We start from the raw sequence: 21955 nt of genomic DNA, 5'->3' as shown, positions 1-21955 counted from the left end.
CATGTTTCAATATTTTGGCAAATGCTCTCAAATTAAACAAATTGAGAAATATCAAGCATGGTACATTAAAACAGTAAACTGTTGAAATTACAATTAATCTATAAAATGAGTATAAATAATTTTATTAACCGAAGTTTTGGATTTATCGAAAGAAAATTGAGTGTTAATCGCATTAATTGGTTTTGTACTCTTTATTTCAATTTCAGGACACTTCCTTTTAATATTGCCTGCAAATTACCTGTATATATTTATGGTAAAATAGAACTTGTATCTTTAAATGGTTCTGTATTGTTCGATTGTATTCCGGTAAAAGGTATGGTGAAAATTGGCAGACATAGAGATTATTATACGCCTCCAACTAAAACGATTGTCAAAATATCCCAATTGGGGCAAATTGTTTTTAGGGGTTATTGCAATATCTCTCAAGGAACCATCATAAACATAACAGATGGTTGTCTCACACTTGGTGATCGTGTATGGATTGGTCAGTCTGTATTATTGGATTGTAATAATAGCGTACAATTAGGTGAGGGAACTCGAATAGCTTATGGGTGTAAATTCTCAGATAGTAATCATCACTATATTATTGATGGGGATGGTAATATCCCGAGAATTAAAGGCCTTATTGAGATAGGTCGTTACAACTGGATAGGAAATAATACAGTTATAACTAAGGGATGTAAAACGACTGACCATACTATCTGTACACACGGAAGTCTTCTGAACAAAAATTATCCTCAAAAATATGATTCCAATGAGTCTATGCTGTTAGCTGGAACACCTGCAAAACTTTTAAAGGTTGGTTATCAGAGAATTAATTCAGCGAAACTCGAAAATGAAATAATTGATTTTTTTAAAACTCATCCTAATGAAAGTGTGATGTCAATGCATCTTCCTCTAGTTAACAACACTTGCGAACTTATCTATTATAAATAGATATAAGTCATTTCACAAGGGGATTTCAATGATATGCAAAGATTGAATAATAGATAAAGTGAGAATAAAGATTACTGAAAGAATAGAATATGAGTATTAGATGAACTAGAAAAACTGAATGAATGTTAAAAAAATAAAATGAAAATTGCTTTTTTATTACGTCCATGGCCTATTTATGGTGGTGGAGAAACAGTAACTATTACTTTATCAAATGAATTTGTAAAACGAGGTATAAGTGTCATTGCATTTTACACAAAGGATAGCAAATCGCAGAATATGCCTTTGATTGATAATAGGGTAAAATCGGTGTTTGTTCCGAATATCAAATCAGATGAACATCAGCTTTCTTTCACAAAAAATGAAATATCTTTTGCGAGTAAATTTTTGTCTGATTATGTAGAAAAAGAAAACATTGACATTATTATAAATCAATGGTGGCCTGCTCAAACGACTCAAAATGCGCGTAAAAGAGCAAAAGTCGTGCAGTGTCTTCATATGTCACTCTTCCTTCCTGCCAATTACGACAATCTCACTTGGAGAGGTCTGGATATAATGAAAAAAATAATGGGTAGAACATTGTATGACTACATGCATAAAGAAAGTCGATGTAGGCAGTTTGAAGAATCTCTCCCTTTTGTGGACAAATATATATTTCTGGCAAAGGGATTCATGAATGATTATGTCTCTTTTCGGAAAAATGACAGGAATCTAGCCAAATTGGACTTTTGTAATAATCCATTGCCATTAAAATGCTCTTTTGACAAAACTGACTTCAATAAGAAAGAGAATATGGTCTTATTTGTCGGTCGTATGTATGAAAGTCATAAGAAAGTATCGGTCATGCTGAAGATCTGGAGAGAAATAGAATCCGATAGAAATCTGGATAGTTGGAGTTTTACGTTAGTGGGGGATGGTCCCGACAAAACTATGTTTCAAAACATGGCAAAAGAGATGCAGTTGAAAAGGGTAAAATTTGAGGGGTATCAATTACCATTGGATTATTATAAAAAAGCAAAGATATTCTTGATGACTTCTGCTCATGAAGGATGGCCTATGACACTAGTAGAATCACAGGAGAATGGCGTTGTTCCGATAGTAATGGATACCTTTTCTTCTTGTCATGACATCATTGAAAACGGAGAGAATGGATTCATTGTTGGCATGAATAATGTGACTGAATATATAAAACGGCTTAAATCGTTGATGATTGATGAGGATATGCGTATGTGTATGGCATTGAAGGGGCTGGATACTTGTAAGCGGTTTAGCGTAGAAAAGATAGTTGATAGGTGGCAACAGATTTTTAACGAATTGCTCAAAGACAAATCATGATTATTCGAAGTAAAGCTCCCCTGCGTCTCGGACTGGCAGGTGGTGGAAGTGACGTGTCGCCTTATAGTGACATCTATGGAGGGCTGATTCTTAATGCCACCATTAATCTGTATACTTATTGTACCATAGAAGAAACCTATGACGGACTGATTACCATAGATAGTGATGACGCACGTTGCTATAAGAGTTATTTGGTGGCAAAACAGCTGGAGATTGATGGCGAGGCAAGTCTTATAAAAGGGGTATATAATCGAGTAATGAGAGACTTTGACATAAGTCTGCGAAGCTTTAAGATTACAACTTACAACGATGCTCCCGCGGGTTCCGGACTTGGTACTTCATCGGCTATGGTTGTGTGTATCTTGAAAGCGTTCATAGAATGGTTAGGTTTGCCGTTAGGCGATTATGAAGCGTCCCGGTTGGCTTATGAGATTGAGCGTAAGGATTTGGCGTTGTCCGGTGGTAAGCAAGATCAGTATGCGGCAGCTTTTGGTGGTTTCAATTATATGGAGTTCTTGCCAAATGATCTTGTGATAGTGAACCCTTTGAAGATTAAACGCTGGATAATGGATGAGTTGGAAGCTTCGATGGTTCTCTACTTCACCGGTGCATCCCGTAGTAGCGCGGCGATTATCGAACAACAGCAAAAGAATACTTCGTCAGGCAACCAAAACGCCATAGAAGCCATGCACAGAATTAAACAGAGTGCGAAGGATATGAAACTGGCATTGCTGAAAGGTGACATGAATGAATTCGCCCGCATTCTTGGACAGGCATGGGAAGACAAAAAGAAAATGGCCAATGCTATCAGTAATCCCATGATTCAAGAAGTTTTTGATGTGGCAATGTCTGCCGGTGCATTGGCTGGAAAAGTGAGTGGAGCTGGTGGTGGTGGCTTCGTAATGTTCATGGTGGAGCCGACACGCAAGAAAGAAGTGGTGAATGCATTGAAAAAGCTTAATGGTTTTGTGATGCCTTTTCAGTTTACCGAGGGAGGTGCGCATGGGTGGAAGATTTATCCGACCGACAAAGTGTGATATAAATAAAGAGTAAAAAATTTCAATATGGATTCTATCGATATAGTAAGAAAACAGGTGTGGAATAGTGCATATGTAAAGAATTTGTTACTGGAGAATGAAGCGGTAATAGCGCGAATAGCTCAGGTTGCTGATTTGTGTACGGAGGCATATAGAAATGGTAAGAAGACATTATTTGCTGGTAATGGTGGTAGTGCTGCCGATGCTCAGCACTTTGCTGGCGAGTTGGTCAGTAAATTCTATTTTGATCGCCCGGGGCTTCCTTCAATTGCGCTGACGACAGATACATCTATTATTACCGCCATTGGCAATGATTGTGGTTATAAGCAGATTTTTGCTCGTCAGATACAAGCTCAAGGTGTGAAAGGAGATGTGTTTATCGGTATCTCTACATCGGGTAATTCAGAGAATATTGTAGAAGTATTGTCTGTATGCCGTGAGAAGGGTATTACGTCTATTGCGCTGACTGGTGCAAATCCCTGCAAGATGGATGAATTTGATATCGTTATCAAGGTTCCCAGTAATGAGACGCCCCGTATACAGGAGTGTCAGACCCTGATTGGACATATTATCTGTTGCATTGTGGAGGAGAATATTTTCAGTGAAAAGTACAATAACAAATAAGGGCTAATGGAAGTGATAATCTTGGCGGGCGGATTGGGCACACGTTTGCGCAGTGTGGTGAGTGAGATACCCAAGTGTATGGCCCCCGTGGCGGGAAAGCCTTTCCTTTGGTATCTATTAAAGTATCTTGCCAGATATGAGGTTTCACGTGTAATTCTTTCCGTAGGCTATCTGCGGGAAGTCATCTATCAATGGATTGATGAAGTAAAAGATGAATTTCCGTTCACTTTCGATTATGCGGTGGAAGATGAACCTCTCGGTACGGGTGGTGGTATCAAACTTGCTATGGACAAGATTGAAGGAACGGAAGCCTTGATTTTGAATGGAGATACATTTTTCGATGTAGACTTGAACGATCTCATCTGCAAGCATCTAAATCAAAATGCATTGTTGTCTTTAGCTTTGAAGCCCATGAACAATTTTGACCGATATGGAAATGTGAAGTGCAATGAACGTGGTGAGATTCTTGTGTTTGAAGAAAAGAGGTATTGTAAACAAGGGATGATTAATGGAGGTATTTATGTATTAGACAAAGTGACTCCGTTCTTTGACCATTTACCCCGGAAATTTTCATTTGAAGCACAAGTCTTAGAACCGAATAGTGGTAAAGGATGTATATCAGGAATTGTACAGGATCGTTATTTTATTGACATTGGAATCCCGGAAGATTTAGCCAAGGCCAATATTGAGTTTCCTAATCTTTCTTTCTAAAACAGAAATTAACCTATGAATTTAGTGGATATTGATGTCGCAGGATATGATACATGTGTTTTGCCAGATTATGAATGGAAATAAAGTAATCGAGTGCTTATGTATATCTTTTATAAATAAGCTTGATGAGATCTAATGTGTTTTATACTCTATTTGTAGTAGTATATTATCCAATATGCTTGTTGTTGTACTATGAATGGAATTTTGATTATTCAGATGAAATTCTGACAGCATTACTTGTTGCTTATTTCTGTATGCAAAGTAAGAAGACGTTTAATAAAGAGTTTTGTTGTTTTTTACTAATCATGATGGCTTATGTAGCGTATTCCATTTTTATTGCTATAACATCTGTAGATGCAATTTTTTATGATTTGCAACAACAAGTGAAACCTTACCTGATATTTTATGCGACTTTTGCAATATCTCCACAATTTACCACTGGGCAATGTCGTTTCTTGAGAAAATGGGTTCTGTTTTGTTATGTTTTATATTTTATATCTATTATTCCGCATATAATCGAAAATTTAGGGTATGACAGAGCTGAATTTAGTCGAAATTCTATCGTTTGTGCTTTGTTATATTATTACTTTTCAACAGAATCAAGAAGGGCAGTAATCATAACCCTATTAATAATGACAAGCGGCTTGCTTTCTCTTAAATCTAAATTTTTTGGAGAATATATTTTGATGGTTGCTTTGTTTTTATTAGTCAAGAAAAAAGTGAATTTTAAATCAGTAAAGGCAATATGTATTGAAGTAATATTGTTGGTCGTTGTTCTTTTCTTTACTTGGACAAAATTTAGTTTCTATTATATAGAAGGATTTAAAGATTCAAGTCAAGAACTGGCAAGGCCTATATCCTATATAACGAGTTTAAAGATATTTGTTGACTATTTCCCTTTTGGTTCAGGATTCGCAACATTTAGTTCAAATGCAGCAGGAGTGTATTATTCTCCTTTATATTATAAATATAATATAGATGGAGTGTGGGGGTTAAGCCCAGATAATCCTGCTTTTTTGGCTGATGCATTTTATCCTTTATTAGCTCAGTTTGGGATAGTCGGAGTGCTGCTTTTTTGTGTTTTTTGGAGAAGACGATTTTCTCAAATTCAGAATATTAATATGTTGAAATATTATCGACTTGCTATAATGGCGAGTCTATGTCTATTGATAGAGAGTGTAGGCGATACATCATATCTTTCATCTCCGGGTATTGCCTATTTTTTAATATTAGCTCTATGTTTAAGAAAGATATGATTATTAAGAGTGGATGGATTGGATAAAAATCAAGTCATGAATTTAGTGGATATTGATGTTGCAGGATATGATACCTTACTGCTGGACCGCGACGGAGTGATTAACAAGCTCTGCCCGAATGACTATGTGAAATGTTGGGAAGAGTTTGAATTTTTGCCTGGCATTTTTGAAGCATTAGTGAAATGGAATAAACATTTTAGGCATATTTTTATTGTAACAAATCAGAGAGGTGTAGGTAAGGGAGTAATGACAGAGCAAGCTTTACGGGGACTACATTGCCGAATGTGTGAAGAGATAATATCGCATGGCGGACGGATTGATAAAATATATTATTGTACGGCGTTGACGGAAAAAGACAACCGACGAAAGCCTGGGAACGGTATGTTTTTGGACATACTGCGGGATTATCCGGATGTAGAAAAAGAGCGTTGTTTGATGATTGGTGACAGCGAGAGTGATATGAAATTCGCGGAGAATTGTGGAATCAAAGGAATATTGTTATGAAAAGGGAAACAATAGTCTACTTAAATTTAGGCTTTTTTGATACGGACGTTACGGTGGTCAAAGAACTGGCAAAGGTGTATGATTTGCATTGGTTTGTCTTACGGTCGCCTACAGAGCCTTATGATGTTGACTTTTTTAGAGAATTTGTGAAAGGAAGTGAGATTACATTGCATCTTTATCCTTTCAATTTCAGGAGAAGAAGTCTGAAGATGCTATGTTTGTTTGCGGATTGTTTCAAAGAAATAAGAAAAATACATCCTTCTTTGATTTATTCCTGTTGCCAAGATTTATATTTTCAGGGTCTTTATTTACTGACATGTGTAAGAATACCGCTAGTTATGGGAATTCATGACGTTAAGAATCATTCAAGTGTAAAACCTCCGCTCTTTTTGATTATTTCCCAATGGATTGCTTTAATGACAGCTCGATGTTATGTGTTATTTTCCAAAAATCAGTATGAATTATTCAAGCAACTTTATCCCAACAAAAGAAGCGAGCTTGTCGGTATGAGTTATAAAGATTTCGGGAGACCTAGTGTACAAACTTGTAATACAATAAAAGAAGAGATAAAAATACTGTTTTTTGGAACTCTTCAGCCCTATAAAGGCTACGATTTATTGTTCGATGCTTTTGAGAGGCTAATAGAAGAAGGAATGACAAATTTGCGATTGTCACTTTACGGACGATGTGGCAACCAAGAAATAGAAAGAATATGTAGAGAGAAGATCAAACATCCGGAGTTTTATGAAATGCATCTGGAATTTGTTGATAACAGAGAGATTCCTGATATTTTCGCCAGTCATCATTTCGCGGTTTTTCCCTATCGGGATGCTACAAATTCAGGTCCACTGATGATCGCTGTAAACTACGGGCTTCCTGTCATCGCGCCAGATCACTCTTGTTTTAAAGATGTATGTACCGATGGAGTTAATTCCTTATTATATGATAATAAAGAAAAAGAGGCATTATATGAAAAATTAAAATACCTCTCTCAAATAAGCTATGACGACTACATGATTATGCGAACGAATTGTGATATACTAAAGTCTACATTCTCGGAAGCTACTATTGCGCAGAATTACATAAATTTATTCAAAGCGATAACTATCAAAACAGATGGAAAGTAATATTAAGTATTAAGAAAAAAGATACTATTCTATATTCTAATCTAATTATATTCGATGAAAATAATCGTAGTAGCTCCATCCTTAGATCCGTCTAAGAATGTGAGTGGCATTTCTTCTGTAACAAAATTTATAATATCCAACAATAAAGAGCAGGAGTACATTCATTTTGAATTAGGGCGGAAGGATAATGAAGAAGGTGGCATATTTCGCATATTTTCAATTCTTAAAAATATGAGAGAGTGGAAGAATATGCTGAACAAGGAAAGGGATGCTATCATTCATTATAATTTTCCATTAAGTAAGGCATCAATTTTAAGAGACCCATTATTTATGGGAATAGCTTTACAACAGAAACGGAAGATGGTAGTTCACATACATGGTGGTGTGTTTTTGACTCATTACAAAGAAGCTTCATCCTTTTTAAAATGGATTCTGAAAAAAGTTTTTAGTTGGAATGTTCCATTTATTGTCTTGGGCGAAAATGAGAAAAATATCATCGAGCAAACTTTAAAAGCTAAGAGGGTATTTTTATTGCCTAATTGTGTTGACCTGCAGGATGCTGAATCATTTGAACGAGTGTATAATTGGATAGAACCTTTAAATATAGGATATATAGGGCGTATTGCTGTGACAAAAGGAATGGAAAATTTATTGCAGGCTTGTCGTGAGCTGAAAGCTAAGCAAATTCCGTTTATCGTAAAATTAGCTGGAGCCGAAGAAGTGAAAGATAGTTTTTTACCATTATTTGACAGCTATTTGGGGCATCAATTCATTTATGCAGGGATTGTGTCAGGTGAAAAGAAAAATATTTTTTTGAAAAGTCTTGATGTATTTGTTTTACCTTCTTATTTCGAAGGTTTGCCCATGTCATTACTCGAATGTATGAGTTATGGAGCAGTGCCTGTTACCACTAATGTTGGTTCTATTGGTGATGTGGTGGAAGATTGCAAGAATGGTTTGTTTATAAAGATGAAAGATACGGATAGTATAATTGAAGTTCTTACGAACTTAAATAATGATAGGGAAATGTTATCAAGATTGGGGAATGAAGCGAGGGCAACAATATTCCAGAATTTTAATCCTCATAAATATATTCAAAATCTAAATATCATATATGGAATGGCTTAATTCCCTTATCATATATCCCATTCTTACATTATTGAAAATGGATAAAGACTACGATTGTGATATTTTTGAAAACGGCAATCAGGATTATAGTAATGAATAGTACTTATGTATAAGCTAAAAACTTTATCAATTTTAGTTAGTATCTAATTTTGCCATCTTGCTATTGCTAGAATAAACATAGACTTTTATAACTGTAAACTTAGAATTAAGAAAAGATGTATAGCTACATTGTAAATGGATTGAGACCCATATAGATAAAGATGGAAAATATAAATTGTGGTATTTTATAAAAGGATTTGTTCAATTCCTATAGGTACTTCGAAGTTGTGATTTAGTGCATATTCATAAAAGTGAACCACCATCTGCTTTGCGTAAATGTTTATTTATTTCGTTTGCTAAAATTTATAGAAAGAAAGTAATAGTTCATTTTCATGCTTTTTCACCAGATACAACTGTAAATAGTAAATATAGATGGATTTATCACTATTTGTTTAATCGGGCTGATAGAGTGATTGTTTTATCGGAAATGTGGAAAGAATATGTAAACAATGCATTTCTGCTGAATGATAAATTACAGGTGATCTATAATCCATGTACTATAAAGAAAAATATGAAAAGAAAAATATAATACTTTATGCAGGAACACTGAATATTCGTAAAGGTTATGCGGATATGATTAAGGCATTCGTCTTGGTAGCCCAAACTTATCCAGCCTGGTTAATTGTCTTTGCTGGTAATGGTGAAATAGAGCAAGGAAGAAAGCTATCTGAAAAACTTGGTATAAATAAACAAACGGAGTTTTTAGGATGGGTAAATGGGTATGAGAAGGATAAAGCCTTCAAGGAAGCTACAGTTTTCTGTCTCCCTAGCTATGCGGAAGGATTTCCTATGGCTGTTTTAGATGCATGGGCTTATGGACTGCCTGTTATAACAACTCCTGTAAGGGAAATACTGGATATAGCAAAAGATGGGAAAAATTTATTGTTATTTAAGCCTGGAGATATAAAAAGTCTAGCAGATCAGCTGGAAAAGCTGATAAGTAATAAATTGTTGGGAGAGGATATCGCAAAGGATTCCAAGTTATTAGCGTCTACTACATTTAATCTTGAGACTATAAATAATGAAATAGCAGGTTTGTATGAACAACTGCTAAAGAAGTAATGATGCTTTGAGGTATGAGCAATTGGTATGTTCTGTAGAGATAAAAAAGTATTATAACTTACATTGCATAAGTCTTGAATAACCTAGAGGTAAACAGGAAATAGCTGAAGTTGTTTTCACAGAAATGTAAGGCATAAAAACTATTGTGAAGCAGTATAGCGAGATGAACAACGGAATTTTATGAAAAATGTATAATAAGGTAATTGTAGTTATATGATTAAACTAAAAGAACTCTCTATCATGGAGAGTACAGAGCAACTAAAATCATTACCACAAGGAAAGTTGCTGATAAACACAATTAATGCACATTCTTACAACACTGCCGTGAAGGATCCACTATTTGCTAAAGCACTGATGAAGGGAGATGTACTTATTCCTGATGGAGCAAGTATTGTGAAGGTTTGTAAATGGCTAAAGATGCAAAGCCAACCGCGGGAACGAATAGCAGGTTGGGACCTCTTTGTTCTTGAGATGAATCGCCTTAATGAGAAAGGAGGTCGATGTATGTTTATGGGTAGCTCGGAGAAAGTACTGGCATTGATTAAACAACGGGCAGCAGTGGATTATCCGAATTTGGAAGTGGTGACTTATTCTCCTCCTTATAAACCGGAATTTTCACAGGAAGATAATGCGGCTATTGTGGCGGCTATCAATGAGGCAAATCCAGATCTTTTATGGATTGGTATGACGGCTCCCAAGCAGGAAAAATGGATTTACAGCAATTGGCAAAAATTGAATATTCATTGTCATGTGGGTACCGTAGGGGCGGTGTTTGACTTTTACGCAGGTACTACTGAACGGGCTCCATTATGGTGGCAACAACATTCGTTGGAATGGTTTTATCGACTGCTAAAAGAGCCTAAACGAATGTGGCGTAGATATCTGGTAGGTAATGTGTTGTTTTTGTGGAATATATGTAGAGAAAAATATGGTTATATAATGGGATGAAAGGTATGGCAAGGAGAGAATGTTCGTGATTGGTTTTATGTGGCGGACCATGCTATCTACTAGTTGTAAAAGAGATGCTAAGAAAATAAAAGTGGTATAAAATAAATGTTGAGATGTAATAAACACGTGAGTGTTTCGTATGTGAGATGAAAAAAATGTAGGTCCCTAGCTTCATGCTGTAAAGGCATGATTCTCCTACATTGTGGACTGGAAATCGTACGACGGTACATTTCTGATCTACGCCCTGACATCGGAGGTTAAAGCCGATGTGAATTTCCCTCTATATCAACTGTCTGTGAAGATCGTTGATATTTAAAATGAATCACAAACTATAATTATAAAAGAATATGTAGGTCCCTAGATTCATGATAAACTCATGAAATCCCTACATTTTGTAGGTTAGAAATCGTACAGCGGTATATTTCTAACTTAGCCCTCATATTGGTTTAAAAACTGATATGTATCTATATGTGAAATATACCAACTGTCTGTGAGGATCGTTGGTATATTATTTTTTTAGATGGTTAAAGAATACAAAAAAAGAGCAAACTCGCATGATTTCTAAATCTTTCCAGAATCTGTATCGTTATTTGCTGTATGAAACGAAAGTATAGTATTAACGCTAAAAGAATAACGATTATGAAGAAAATTCTATCTTTACTTGTGTTGGCTATTGTAGCCGTACAGTTTTCATTTGCAAAAGATGTGATAACCAAAGACATGAATCAGTTACCGCTTCCGGCACGTAATTTTATTAATGGTAATTTTGCAAAACCACAGATTGCTCATATCAAGATTGATAAAGATATGATGGAGTCTACCAGGTATGAAGTGGTATTGATGGATGGTACGGAAATTGATTTTGACAGTAAGGGCAACTGGGAAGAGGTAAGTGCAAAAAAAGGACAGGTTGTTCCTGTTAGTATTATTCCGGGATTTGCTGTCAATTATTTGAAGTCTCATAATTTTGTGAACGAAGGAGTGACCAAAGTCGAACGTGACCGCAAAGGATATGAAATAGAATTGTCTACCGGACTTTCTTTCAAATTTGATAAGAAGGGAAAGTTTATCAAGGCTGATGATTAACTAAAGATTTGTGATAAATAGACCTAAACAAGAAGATAGCTATGTGGAGATTTAAGTTTAGCGCTTGGGTAGTGGTATTGATGATGACTGCTCTTTCGTTTGGCGCATGTGATAATGATGATGATGATACTTTTGTTCCGCCCAGTAATATTACAGAAGCTTTAAAACAGGTATATCCGGCTGCCCAGAATGTAGAATGGGAGATGAAAGGTGCCTATTATGTAGCTGACTGTTGGGTAAGTAATGACGAACTGGAGGTTTGGTTTGATGCCAATGCCAATTGGGTGATGACAGAAAATGAACTGAATAGCATAGACCAGCTGGTACCGGCTGTTTATACGGCTTTCATGGATTCCAAGTATAATGCATGGGTAGTGACGGATGTGTATGTGTTGACTTTCCCACAAAATCCGATGGAATCTGTGATTCAGGTGAAGCAAGGTAGCCAACGCTATGCGCTTTATTTCTTACAGGAAGGCGGATTGCTACATGAAAAAGATATTAGCAATGGAGACGATACAAATTGGCCGCCGACTGAATAGTTTTTAATCATAAAAATCAAAACGGGCTATTTCTATAAAAGGAATAGCCCGTTGTTTTTTATAATTACATTTGTTTATAATCCTTGGCTAATCCTCCTTCACTTGTTTCTTTGTAAAGTGATGGAAGGTCGTGTCCGGTTTGTTTCATTACTTGCACAACTTTATCGAAAGAGACACGGTGCATACCATCGGTGAAAGCTGAATAAAGATTAGCATCCAGCGCACGTGCAGCGGCGTATGCATTTCGTTCGATGCAGGGAATTTGTACCAATCCGCATACCGGGTCGCAAGTCATTCCCAGATGGTGTTCCAAACCCATTTCTGCTGCATACTCAATTTGTGCAGGACTGCCTCCGAACAATTGATTGGCGGCAGCCGAAGCCATTGCGCAGGCAACACCGACTTCTCCCTGGCAACCTACTTCTGCTCCGGAAATGGATGCGTTGAATTTGACTATGTTACCAAACAAACCGGCAGTGGCTAACGCACGTAAAATGCGCATATCACTAAAGTCACGGCTTTTTTGAAGATGATAAAGCACGGCAGGCATAACTCCGCAGGAACCACAGGTAGGTGCGGTTACTATTTTTCCACCGGAAGCATTTTCTTCACTTACCGCCAAAGCATAAGAGAAGACGAGTCCTCTGGATTGGAGGGATTGTTTATATCCGGTGGCACGTATATAATAGGTGGAGGCTTTTCGTCTAAGATTTAGTGGACCGGGCAGTACGCCTTCCGCTTCCAGTCCACGGTGAATGGCATCTTTCATGGTGGCCCATACTTCAGTCAGGTAGTCCCATATATCTTCTTCCTCACATTCCTTTACGTATTCCCAATAACTTTTTCCGGTATCTTCACACCATTGGAGTATTTCGGTCATGTTTTCCATACCGTATACATCAGGGCTTTCAATGGTTGGATTATCATTGTTTTCTGCTAGTGTACCGCCTCCGATACTATAAACAGTCCAGTTTTCCTGCACTTTATCATTACTGTCCAGAGCTGCAAATGTCATTCCGTTGGGATGGAACGGTAGAAAGACTTTGGGTTGCCATACAATTTCTACCGGGGCGGTGGGTTGCAAGGTATCTATAATGGCTACATCCGTCATGTGTCCTTTGCCTGTAGCAGCTAAACTGCCGTAAAGGGTTACTTTAAAAGATGCAGCATCCGGATGACGTTCCAGAAACATTTCGGCAGCTTTGCGCGGTCCCATAGTGTGGCTACTGGAAGGTCCTGTACCTATCCTGTATAGCTCTTTAATCGATTTCATGACTGATGATGTGTTTTTGTTAATACCATTTCTTTTTTCTGAAGTACAAATATACAATAATACCGATAATTGCCATTATAATCCAGGCAAATAAATACCCGTACTGCCATTCCAGTTCCGGCATCCATTTGTAATTCATTCCCCATACTCCGACCAGAAATGTCAAAGGGATAAAGATGGTGGATACGATGGTTAATCTTTTCATGATATCGTTCATTCGTAAGTCATTGTTGGAGATGTATAGATCGACTAATGAAGAAAGGGTTTCCCGGCAGATTTCGATGGTTTGTAATACAAATTGCAAGTGGTCGTTTACATCATTGAAAAAGGCGCGGTTCACTTTATGGATGAGCAGATTTTCTGCTCGCAATAGCTTTATATATTGTTCTTTTAAGGGGAGGATTGCTTTTTTCATTAGCATATATTGGCGTCGTAATGCCTGAATCTGGATACCGATGTCGTCTCCGCTGGTGATGGTTAGCAATTCTTCTTCCAAATCTTCGAGTGCGTCATCGATGGAAGAGATGGTTGAAATGTAGTTTCCCATCACGCTGTTGAGCAGTACGCTAAGTAGATAATCTGTTTGACGGCTGCGTATCTTCAGAACATCATTACGCAAGGCAGAACTGACATCATCAAAGAAATCAGTTTCTTTTTCGAGGAAAGTCAGTACATAATTATTTCCTATGATAAGGCAGACTTGCTGTTGGAGCAGTTCATCCAGTTCATTTTCTTCTTTATGTTCGTTCGGATAGAATATCTTTAAGATCAGGACAATGTATTTATCATGTTCTTCTATCTTGGTCGGATGGTCCGCATTCAATATATCTTGTAAGACAAGGAAGTCTATTTCGAAATGACTGCAAATTTCCCGGATAGTTTCTGTGTTTTTCATTCCGTGTATCTGTAGCCAGTTGATTTGATCGTTGTTCAGCGTACCTTTGATGGCTTGAAAAGTATCACTAGAACTTTCCTGCATCTCGGTAGCATTGTAAGTACAAAGATGTAAATGGGTAGGAGTAAGACTTTCTCCTGTATAAATAAGCTTTTCGCTTAACAGATTATTTTTCATGCTTTATTCTCGTTTTAGAAAACCACTGTAACAAAGGTAGTGGTTTTCTAAATGAGAACAAGTTCTTTGAACGTTTTGTTTACGTGTTAGTCAAAATCGACTACTGTGATTCCGGCACCGCCAAACTGTACATGTTCGTCGGAATAGTGACTGACTCCCGGTACGGTGGCCAGATATTGGCGGATAAGTGTACGAAGTATTCCCGTTCCTGTGCCGTGAAGGATACGTACACGATCCATGCCGACTAATATGGCGTCATCAATAAAATAGGTGACTGCCTGTAAGGCTTCATCCCCACGCATTCCGCGTACATCAATGTCCTGTTTGAAGCTAAGCTTCTTTTCATACATCTGATCGTGTGTCTGGCTGCTGACAAAAGTGCTTTTTGCAATCCCTTCCGTCTTGGGCGTATGATTGGCACGTTCCAGACGGTCTATTTTTACGGTCGTTTTTATGCTTCCAAAAGCAACAGTCGCATTTTTACCACTGATTTCCATCACTTGGCCGACGCTTGTCTGTCCTTTGATTTTTACATTTTCTCCTATTGCAATCGGCACTATTTTAGGGGCACTTGATGGAGAAGAGACTGCAGCTTTCGGTTCACTCTTCTTGTTTTTCTTCCGTTCTTGCTTTTCCTTTAGTTTCTCCATTTTTTTTGCAATCTTCTCTTCATGCTCTTTAGATGCCAATGCATCCAGAGAAGTACGGAAGTCTGTCAGTTCCTGACGTGCCTGGCGCGTCTTTTCCTTTTCGGCTTGCGCTTCCTTTATTGTACGAATCGTATTTTCAATGCGGGCATTGGATTCCTGAAGCATGCGTTCCGCTTCTTCTTTTGCTTGCCGGATAATCTCTTTCCGGGATTTTTGCAATTCTTCTATCTCTGTCTGGTAACGGGTAATGGTTTCTTCCATGTGCTTTTCCCGTTGACGGATAGTTTGACGTTTTCCTTCCCAGTAACGCTTGTCGCGTACAATGTCCTGAAGGTATTTGTCTGCATTGATGTATTCGCTTCCTACGATTTCCGAAGCATCTGCGATGACATCTTCCGGTAGTCCGATTTTTCGTGCAATTTCTACGGCGAACGAACTTCCCGGATTACCGATTTGTAATTGGAAAAGTGCTTGCATGAGATGACGGTCGTAAAGCATGGCTCCGTTCACTACTCCTTCATGATCTTCGGCAAAATGTTTCAGATTCTGGTAGTGGGTAGTGATGACTCCGAATGTTCCTTTCTGGTTGAAACGTTTCAGTACAGCTTCGGCAATAGCACCTCCGATTTGCGGCTCCGTACCTCCACCGAACTCGTCAATCAGGATGAGGCTCCGTTCGTTACAGCTCTTCATCATGATTTTCATATTGGTCAAGTGAGAAGAGTAGGTACTCAAATCATCTTCAATAGATTGCTCATCACCAATATCGATAAAGATGCTACTGAATATACCGGCATGACTACGTTCGTGCAAGGGAATCAGCATGCCGCATTGCAGCATATATTGCAGCAAACCGACTGTTTTCAAACAGACGGACTTACCTCCGGCATTCGGTCCGGATATAATAAGGATACGTTGTTTTTGATCGAGCTCTATATCCAGTGGTACAACTTTCTTTCCATGTTTGGCTAATGAAAGTTGTAATAAAGGATGCACTGCCATTGTCCAATCCAGTAGTTGCTCATTCTCTACGGCGGGTTTCAGACTATTGGTCTGTATGGCGAAGTAACTTTTCGCACGGATAAAATCTATTTCTGCCAGAAATTCGTATGATTGAAGAATTTCCGGAATAGATGGACGAAGGATATTCGAGAACTCGGTAAGGATACGAATGATCTCACGTCGTTCATCACCTTCGAGTTCACGGATGCGGTTGTTGGCTTCTACCACTTCCGCCGGTTCTATAAACACAGTTTTTCCGCTGGCAGATTCATCGTGTACGATACCTTTGATTTTTCGCTTGAGTCCAGGGGCAACTGGAATCACCAGACGTCCGTCACGCATGGTGGGAGCTACATCTTTGTCCACGTATCCTTCGGACTGCGCACTACGCAGGATGCTGTTTAATGAACGGGAAATATTTCCCATCGTACTGGCAAGTTCGCGACGTATGCGGGCTAATTCGGTAGAGGCATTATCCTTGATTTTTCCATATTTGTTAAGGATGCCATCTATTTTCCCTATCAGTTGCGGGAACACGGCAATATCTCCTGCCAGTCGTTTCAGGCTAGGGTAGGGGGTATTGTTTTCTTCTTCATCTTCATTCCGATGTAGAAAGCGTACAATGTCACGGATGGTTTCTAATGAACGGCGTAGGTCAAATAATTCTTGTTCGTCCAAATACATTCCTTCTATCCGCACACGTTTTAGCGAAGGACGGACATCAAAGAAAAATTGATCGGGAAATCCGTCCTCTTCCTGGATGATGCGGACAAACTCTGTTACTTGGTTTAATTTCTCCTCAACCTCTTCATGTTGCTCGGAAAAGTTCATGTCTGTAACTCTTTCTTCACCTAAAGTACTGAGGCACTTATCTTTTAGTAACTGTCTTATCTGGTCGAATCCTATCTTTTGCTCAAAGTTTTGAGGGTATATCATATTTCTGTTCTTACTAATGAACTGCAAAAATACGATTAATTCGCGAAAAAAATATCAGAATGTTTGCAGATTTAAAAATGATTCGTACCTTTGCACCGCTTTCAACGGAAAGCACTTCTGATAAAGGAGTTTTGGAGAGGTGGCAGAGTGGTCGATTGCGGCGGTCTTGAAAACCGTTGTACTGCGAGGTACCCGGGGTTCGAATCCCTGTCTCTCCGCAACAAACGCTGAAAATCAGCAGATTGCAAAACAAACACCCAGTTTTACACCCAAGAATGTAAAGTCGGTGTTTTTGTTTTATTTAAGATAATACAACCACTACATAATAAAAGAGTAGCGATATTAAAAGAATCCGATGAGAAAAGACTAATATTTATCTATCCATTCAGTTTGATTTTTCAGGACTTTACATCGTCCTGAAAGTATTTGTTATTGTATTCCAACGTCAGGAGTGGATTATAATACAAGTTTTTTGTGTGGATAGAATTTCGTTTTGCTTAATGTACGAAAGTACTTATCTATAAACGCATGAAATATTAGCACAATGAATCATTGGAAATCAACTTTGGCCGTGATAGGAATAGGCCAACTCATATCTATTTTAACAAGTACGATTGTTGGCTTCTCCATTATTTTTTGGATTAGCAACGAATTTAAATCCCCGACAGCTTTATCTCTGGCTATTTTAGCTGGATTTTTACCACAATTTGTATTAGGCTTGTTTGCCGGGGTCTATGTTGACAGATGGAATCGAAAGAAAACGATGTTTTATTCGGACTTGTTCATCGCGTTCTGTACCCTATGTCTTTTTATTGTGATAACCAAGGGTTATAAAGACCTTTCTTTTTTTTATCTATTGACTGCTTGTCGTTCAATAGGCAGTACGTTTCATGCACCTGCTTTACAGGCAAGCATCCCTCTACTGGTTCCCAAGCACCATCTTGTCAGGGTATCAGGTTTGTACCATTCCATTCAATCCTTCAGTGAGGTGATAGCTCCCGTTGTAGGGGCAAGCCTCGTTGTTTGGCTTCCCATACAGTATATTCTGCTCATAGATGTGATCGGAGCTGTTGCTGCTTGTCTGACCTTACTTTGTGTCCAGATTCCTTCTCTTCAAAAAACGAAAGTTCTTCCAGATTTCAAAAAAGAACTGACGGAATGTTGGCATACCTTGCGGCGTACAATGGGCATTTTGCCTTTATTCGTATGCTTTACGCTGGTGACTTTTGTCCTTATGCCTGTTTTTACGTTATTTCCTTTTATGACGCTTCTGCATTTCAACGGAAACATTTTGCAAATGGGAGTTGTGGAAATGGGTTGGGGCTCAGGGGCATTGTTGGGCGGTTTAGTACTTGCCTGTAAGGCTTTGAAAAGCAAGCAAACATTAGTGATGCATACGGCTTATGTGATATTGGGATTGTATCTGATTAGCGCCAGTTATTTACCATCAAGCGCATTTATAGGTTTTGTTTGCCTAACATTTACAGGAGGCATAGCCTATTCCATTTACCATGCGCTTTTCATCGCTATTATTCAGCAGAACTTGGCTTCGGACATGCTTGGACGGACTTTTTCTCTCATCTTTAGTTTGAGTACCTTTCCATCAATGCTGGGTATCGTAGCTTCAGGATATTGGGTGGAAGCATGGGGTATCACATCCGTCTTTATGATCAGCGGATGGGTTATCTTTCTGATTGGAGTGGGTGCAAATTTTATTTCTTCAATCAAGCAGTTGGATAATTACGCATAGTATTATTTATTAAAGAATTATTATATGACAAAGAAAGAACACACTACGATTACAGAGTTATTTCAAGTTTTGGACTTGTTGGAAAGCCTGGACATGCAGTTTTGGTTGGATGGAGGCTGGGGAGTGGATGTCTTGTACGGACAGCAAACCCGCTTGCATAGAGATATTGACATTGATTTTGATGCCAATTATACAGACCAACTCCTTGATCTTTTGCAGGAGAGAGGATATCAAATTGAAACAAATTGGTTGCCCACCCGTGTGGAACTGTATAGCAAAGAATTAGGCTATATTGATATCCATCCTTTTGTCTTGAATGCGGACGGCACTTCCAAACAAGCCGACTTGGATGGAGGCTGGTATGAATTTCAACCGGACTATTTTGGAACAGCAGTCTTTGAAGGCAGAAGCATCCCTTGCATTTCTGCAAAAGGGCAACAAGTATTCCATTCGGGCTACGATTTAAGAGAGAAGGATATTCACGATTTATCTATAATTAAACAATGTATAACAACAATGAGCCTAACAATTAGATAAGAACAAGAAAATGACAGAAAAACAAATTGTCTGGTATATCTTACTTACAGAAGTAAAGATAGACAGTGACACCCAGTCTGTCACATCCCTGAGTGTAGCTCCATTGGCAGTCTTGCCGGAATTCCAGCGTAAGGGAATTGGGGGGGGGATGTTGATTCAGTAAGCCCATCAGAGGGCAGCACTTTTGGGTTACGGCACAGCAGTCGTATTGGGGCATAAAGAGTATTATCCTCGATTTGGCTATCGCAAGGCTATCGATTTAGGAATTGAATTTCCTTTCGAAGTCTCTCATGAATATTGCATGGTGGCTGAATTAATACCTGGAGCTACTGAGAATGTGAAAGGTATGGTTTGTTATCCAACTGACTTTAAATAGTTTAACAAGTAAAATTCATTATATAACTCGGACTGGGTATTTCAATTTCCCAGTCCGTATTCTGATAGTACTTATTCAATTGGAAGATTGTGTTGCTTCAAGAATGAAAGTTTATCCCAATACCCTCTTTGAAAGACGATTTTGTTATCTTTTACATGAAAAAATCCGCATCCACGAAGTCCAAGAGAGTCTTTCCATTCCATGATAGCCCATTCGCCATCTTCAAAAATATTTTCCACCATACAAACCATTTTAGCAGTGGCAAATTCATTCACAAACATTTTGTAGATTGATTCTTTACCTATTATTGGTTCGTTTGCGACTTGATGATTTACTGCATTAGTAGCATACAGCTCTGCTATATGATAAGCATCTGCTTTGTTAAAGCAATCTATCCATTTTTCCAAAACTTCTTTAGGCTTCATTTTTTATAAATTCTTAGGATTTTGATTCTGTAATAAAAACAATCTGTTTGGATGCATAGATACTTGATTTTATTAATAATAGGCTATTCTATATTCTAAATCCTCTGGATTTTTGCTCTCTCTGCACCGAGTTACGTAGATTCTGCTGTAACTTTTCCCATTGTTCCTTAAACCATTGTACTATGGGTTGTCGGTTTATGGTCAGCATAAGCTTACCACTATCCATCGGATGTTTCTCAACCCTAAAAATATCATTCTTGATGTCAAATTTCCACCTGTGTTCTTCGGAATAAATTTTGCCACTACATTGTATGGATTCTTTCTTTGTCAAGAGGTTTTCTATCATGTCTTTGGTAAACCCGATAACAGCGCATAATTTTTCCATTCTCAACATCTCTTTGAACATGGGAAACCATTTGTGGGCTTTTTCAAGCAAGGTGCTCAATCGTGATATTTCCTTGTCTTTGGCTTCAAGTTCTTGATTATGTATTCTTTGAAGATTACGAATTTGTCTGCTATGCTGTTCCTGTATTTGTTGTATCTGAATTTTTAATTCATCAGTAGCTTTGTCCCGTTTGGTAATTTCCTGATGTAGCTGCTCGATGTGATGTTCCAGTTCTTTCAGCTTACCGCTTCCGAAAAGAGAACCTACACCGCTTGCTATGGCGGTAGCAGCATTGGTGGCTGTTTTCTTTAGTTTGTCCGTGCGTATCTCTGCTTTTACCTGTTTGAGTTCCTGTTCGGCAAGGCTTACTTGTTGTTCCTTGTGTCGCTTGGTTTCCTCTATACGTTGCAGTTCGGCTTTCTGCTTCTCAATGATGAAATCATTTCGTTCCAGATGCTCTTTACCTGTGACAGCTTTTGCCTGTCCACGTTCCATCAGGAGAATATCGGAAGCAAGGGTCTGCATGGTTGCCATATCCTCGTCATTGAGCTTTCGGCTCTTTCCAGTTTCATGGTTCATCCAGTCGAATACGACATGAGCATGATAATTTGGTTTGAACCATCTGTTACCGACTTGGAAGCTCTCCTTGTCTTCTGCTTCCGGCTGACCGTTCAGCCAATGCCCTTCGTCTTTATGCAGGAAAATCTGTAGCGGAGTGATGCCCCAGCGTCTTTGGCACTCTTCACCGAATTTGCGTACATCAGCCAGTGTGGTGTCCGGTCTGATAAGCAATACTCCTTCACGGATGGGTGAGCATCCCGCCACCTTGATAATCTTTCCATTCTTTCCCTTGCGTTCCCTTTCCTTTTCCTGCATGGCACGTCCGGTCTTTTCCTTGACCATTTGCTTGATATTGTCATAATGAGTTCGCAGTTCGGGAGTGCCGAAGTCGGGATTTATCCACTGTTCGTTATCGGTGGAAAGTTCGGGAACGACATAGATTCTGGACTCCCCGATATTACGCATATACTCGGCAGTCCTTCGGTTGTGTGCCTCGCTCGATGCGATGTTGCAAGGCTTGATATGTATGCTTGATTTTGTTGCCATAGCTTCTTTCCTTTGTTTACAATTGATTTACTTTGCTCGCTTTCGCAGAG

At 38.4% G+C, this 21955-nt stretch carries 22 protein-coding genes and 1 tRNA gene; 18 read left to right on the top strand and 5 right to left on the bottom strand.

From position 1 onward, the window contains the following. The first annotated feature begins 81 nt into the window (after nt 1–81). The 14 genes from HMPREF9010_RS14230 to HMPREF9010_RS14285 all read left to right on the top strand — a co-directional run bounded on the left by HMPREF9010_RS14230 (nt 82) and on the right by HMPREF9010_RS14285 (nt 12392). Entirely contained in the window at nt 82–936 is an 855-nt protein-coding gene (locus HMPREF9010_RS14230) for an acyltransferase (RefSeq protein ID WP_232284334.1), read from the top strand. 138 nt (nt 937–1074) lie between these two features. Continuing rightward, nucleotides 1075–2268, top strand: coding sequence for a glycosyltransferase (locus tag HMPREF9010_RS14235; protein WP_008648570.1), 1194 nt, complete (start codon nt 1075–1077; stop codon nt 2266–2268). Beyond that, the gene (locus HMPREF9010_RS14240) at nt 2265–3305 is read left to right on the top strand and encodes a dehydrogenase (RefSeq protein WP_008648569.1); all 1041 of its coding nucleotides are present in this window, start codon (nt 2265–2267) and stop codon (nt 3303–3305) included. The genes HMPREF9010_RS14235 and HMPREF9010_RS14240 overlap by 4 nt, the downstream gene beginning before the upstream one ends. A 27-nt stretch (nt 3306–3332) precedes the next feature. Then, nucleotides 3333–3929 carry an SIS domain-containing protein gene (locus HMPREF9010_RS14245; RefSeq protein ID WP_008648568.1) on the top strand — a complete coding sequence of 199 codons (597 nt, stop codon included), beginning with the start codon at nt 3333–3335 and terminating at the stop codon, nt 3927–3929. A gap of 6 nt (nt 3930–3935) precedes the next feature. Further along, nucleotides 3936–4640 carry a nucleotidyltransferase family protein gene (locus tag HMPREF9010_RS14250; RefSeq protein ID WP_008648567.1) on the top strand — a complete coding sequence of 235 codons (705 nt, stop codon included), beginning with the start codon at nt 3936–3938 and terminating at the stop codon, nt 4638–4640. Between the two features lie 125 nt (nt 4641–4765). After that, on the top strand, nt 4766–5896 hold the full coding sequence (locus HMPREF9010_RS14255; protein ID WP_008648566.1) for a hypothetical protein: 1131 nt from the start codon (nt 4766–4768) through the stop codon (nt 5894–5896). Between the two features lie 36 nt (nt 5897–5932). Continuing rightward, on the top strand, nt 5933–6400 hold the full coding sequence (locus HMPREF9010_RS14260) for a D-glycero-alpha-D-manno-heptose-1,7-bisphosphate 7-phosphatase (protein WP_008648565.1): 468 nt from the start codon (nt 5933–5935) through the stop codon (nt 6398–6400). Beyond that, on the top strand, nt 6397–7527 hold the full coding sequence (locus tag HMPREF9010_RS14265) for a glycosyltransferase family 4 protein (protein ID WP_008648564.1): 1131 nt from the start codon (nt 6397–6399) through the stop codon (nt 7525–7527). The genes HMPREF9010_RS14260 and HMPREF9010_RS14265 overlap by 4 nt, the downstream gene beginning before the upstream one ends. A 54-nt stretch (nt 7528–7581) precedes the next feature. Further along, nucleotides 7582–8655: a glycosyltransferase family 4 protein gene (locus tag HMPREF9010_RS14270; RefSeq protein ID WP_008648562.1), complete on the top strand. Its 1074-nt coding sequence runs from the start codon at nt 7582–7584 to the stop codon at nt 8653–8655. 334 nt (nt 8656–8989) lie between these two features. After that, nucleotides 8990–9283, top strand: coding sequence for a glycosyltransferase (locus HMPREF9010_RS26755; protein ID WP_083792323.1), 294 nt, complete (start codon nt 8990–8992; stop codon nt 9281–9283). Continuing rightward, nucleotides 9247–9816, top strand: a complete 570-nt coding sequence (locus HMPREF9010_RS25005) for a glycosyltransferase family 4 protein (RefSeq protein WP_008648561.1) — start codon at nt 9247–9249, stop codon at nt 9814–9816. Before HMPREF9010_RS26755 ends, HMPREF9010_RS25005 begins: the two co-directional genes overlap by 37 nt. A 213-nt stretch (nt 9817–10029) precedes the next feature. Next, nucleotides 10030–10764 carry a WecB/TagA/CpsF family glycosyltransferase gene (locus HMPREF9010_RS14275; RefSeq protein WP_008648557.1) on the top strand — a complete coding sequence of 245 codons (735 nt, stop codon included), beginning with the start codon at nt 10030–10032 and terminating at the stop codon, nt 10762–10764. A gap of 639 nt (nt 10765–11403) precedes the next feature. Beyond that, nucleotides 11404–11850 carry a PepSY-like domain-containing protein gene (locus HMPREF9010_RS14280; protein ID WP_008648555.1) on the top strand — a complete coding sequence of 149 codons (447 nt, stop codon included), beginning with the start codon at nt 11404–11406 and terminating at the stop codon, nt 11848–11850. A gap of 41 nt (nt 11851–11891) precedes the next feature. After that, nucleotides 11892–12392 carry a PepSY-like domain-containing protein gene (locus tag HMPREF9010_RS14285; RefSeq protein WP_008648553.1) on the top strand — a complete coding sequence of 167 codons (501 nt, stop codon included), beginning with the start codon at nt 11892–11894 and terminating at the stop codon, nt 12390–12392. A gap of 64 nt (nt 12393–12456) precedes the next feature. Here HMPREF9010_RS14285 and HMPREF9010_RS14290 read toward each other — a convergent pair whose 3' ends face one another. The 3 genes from HMPREF9010_RS14290 to HMPREF9010_RS14300 all read right to left on the bottom strand — a co-directional run bounded on the left by HMPREF9010_RS14290 (nt 12457) and on the right by HMPREF9010_RS14300 (nt 17325). Continuing rightward, on the bottom strand, nt 12457–13665 hold the full coding sequence (locus HMPREF9010_RS14290) for an L-serine ammonia-lyase (protein ID WP_004302249.1): 1209 nt from the start codon (nt 13663–13665) through the stop codon (nt 12457–12459). 19 nt (nt 13666–13684) lie between these two features. Next, a complete protein-coding gene (gene corA, locus HMPREF9010_RS14295; protein WP_004302250.1) occupies nt 13685–14737 on the bottom strand; it encodes a magnesium/cobalt transporter CorA in 1053 nt (350 codons plus the stop codon). Nucleotides 14738–14823: 86 nt separating this feature from the next. Continuing rightward, nucleotides 14824–17325 (bottom strand): endonuclease MutS2, encoded by a 2502-nt coding sequence (locus HMPREF9010_RS14300; RefSeq protein ID WP_008648550.1) that lies wholly within the window; start codon nt 17323–17325, stop codon nt 14824–14826. Between the two features lie 133 nt (nt 17326–17458). Here HMPREF9010_RS14300 and HMPREF9010_RS14305 point away from each other — a divergent pair. From HMPREF9010_RS14305 to HMPREF9010_RS26350, 4 genes are all read left to right on the top strand, one after another. Beyond that, nucleotides 17459–17543, top strand: a tRNA-Ser gene (locus HMPREF9010_RS14305). A 326-nt stretch (nt 17544–17869) separates the two neighbouring features. Next, nucleotides 17870–19075, top strand: coding sequence for a macrolide efflux MFS transporter Mef(En2) (gene mef(En2) / locus HMPREF9010_RS14310; RefSeq protein WP_005786079.1), 1206 nt, complete (start codon nt 17870–17872; stop codon nt 19073–19075). A gap of 24 nt (nt 19076–19099) precedes the next feature. Continuing rightward, nucleotides 19100–19612 carry a lincosamide nucleotidyltransferase Lnu(AN2) gene (gene lnu(AN2) / locus HMPREF9010_RS14315; RefSeq protein WP_004308783.1) on the top strand — a complete coding sequence of 171 codons (513 nt, stop codon included), beginning with the start codon at nt 19100–19102 and terminating at the stop codon, nt 19610–19612. Between the two features lie 10 nt (nt 19613–19622). Beyond that, a complete protein-coding gene (locus tag HMPREF9010_RS26350) occupies nt 19623–19775 on the top strand; it encodes a hypothetical protein (RefSeq protein ID WP_005786088.1) in 153 nt (50 codons plus the stop codon). Nucleotides 19776–20059: 284 nt separating this feature from the next. Here the strand turns inward: HMPREF9010_RS26350 and HMPREF9010_RS14320 are convergent, their stop codons facing one another. Further along, nucleotides 20060–20413, bottom strand: a complete 354-nt coding sequence (locus tag HMPREF9010_RS14320; protein WP_004308780.1) for a nuclear transport factor 2 family protein — start codon at nt 20411–20413, stop codon at nt 20060–20062. 88 nt (nt 20414–20501) lie between these two features. Beyond that, nucleotides 20502–21905, bottom strand: a complete 1404-nt coding sequence (locus tag HMPREF9010_RS14325; protein WP_004308779.1) for a hypothetical protein — start codon at nt 21903–21905, stop codon at nt 20502–20504. Between the last annotated feature and the right edge of the window lie 50 nt (nt 21906–21955).

This window comes from Bacteroides sp. 3_1_23 (assembly GCF_000162555.1).
Lineage (GTDB): Bacteria > Bacteroidota > Bacteroidia > Bacteroidales > Bacteroidaceae > Bacteroides > Bacteroides ovatus.
Note: the sequence above shows the minus strand (reverse complement) of the source record. Positions and strands in the feature narration are given on the sequence as shown.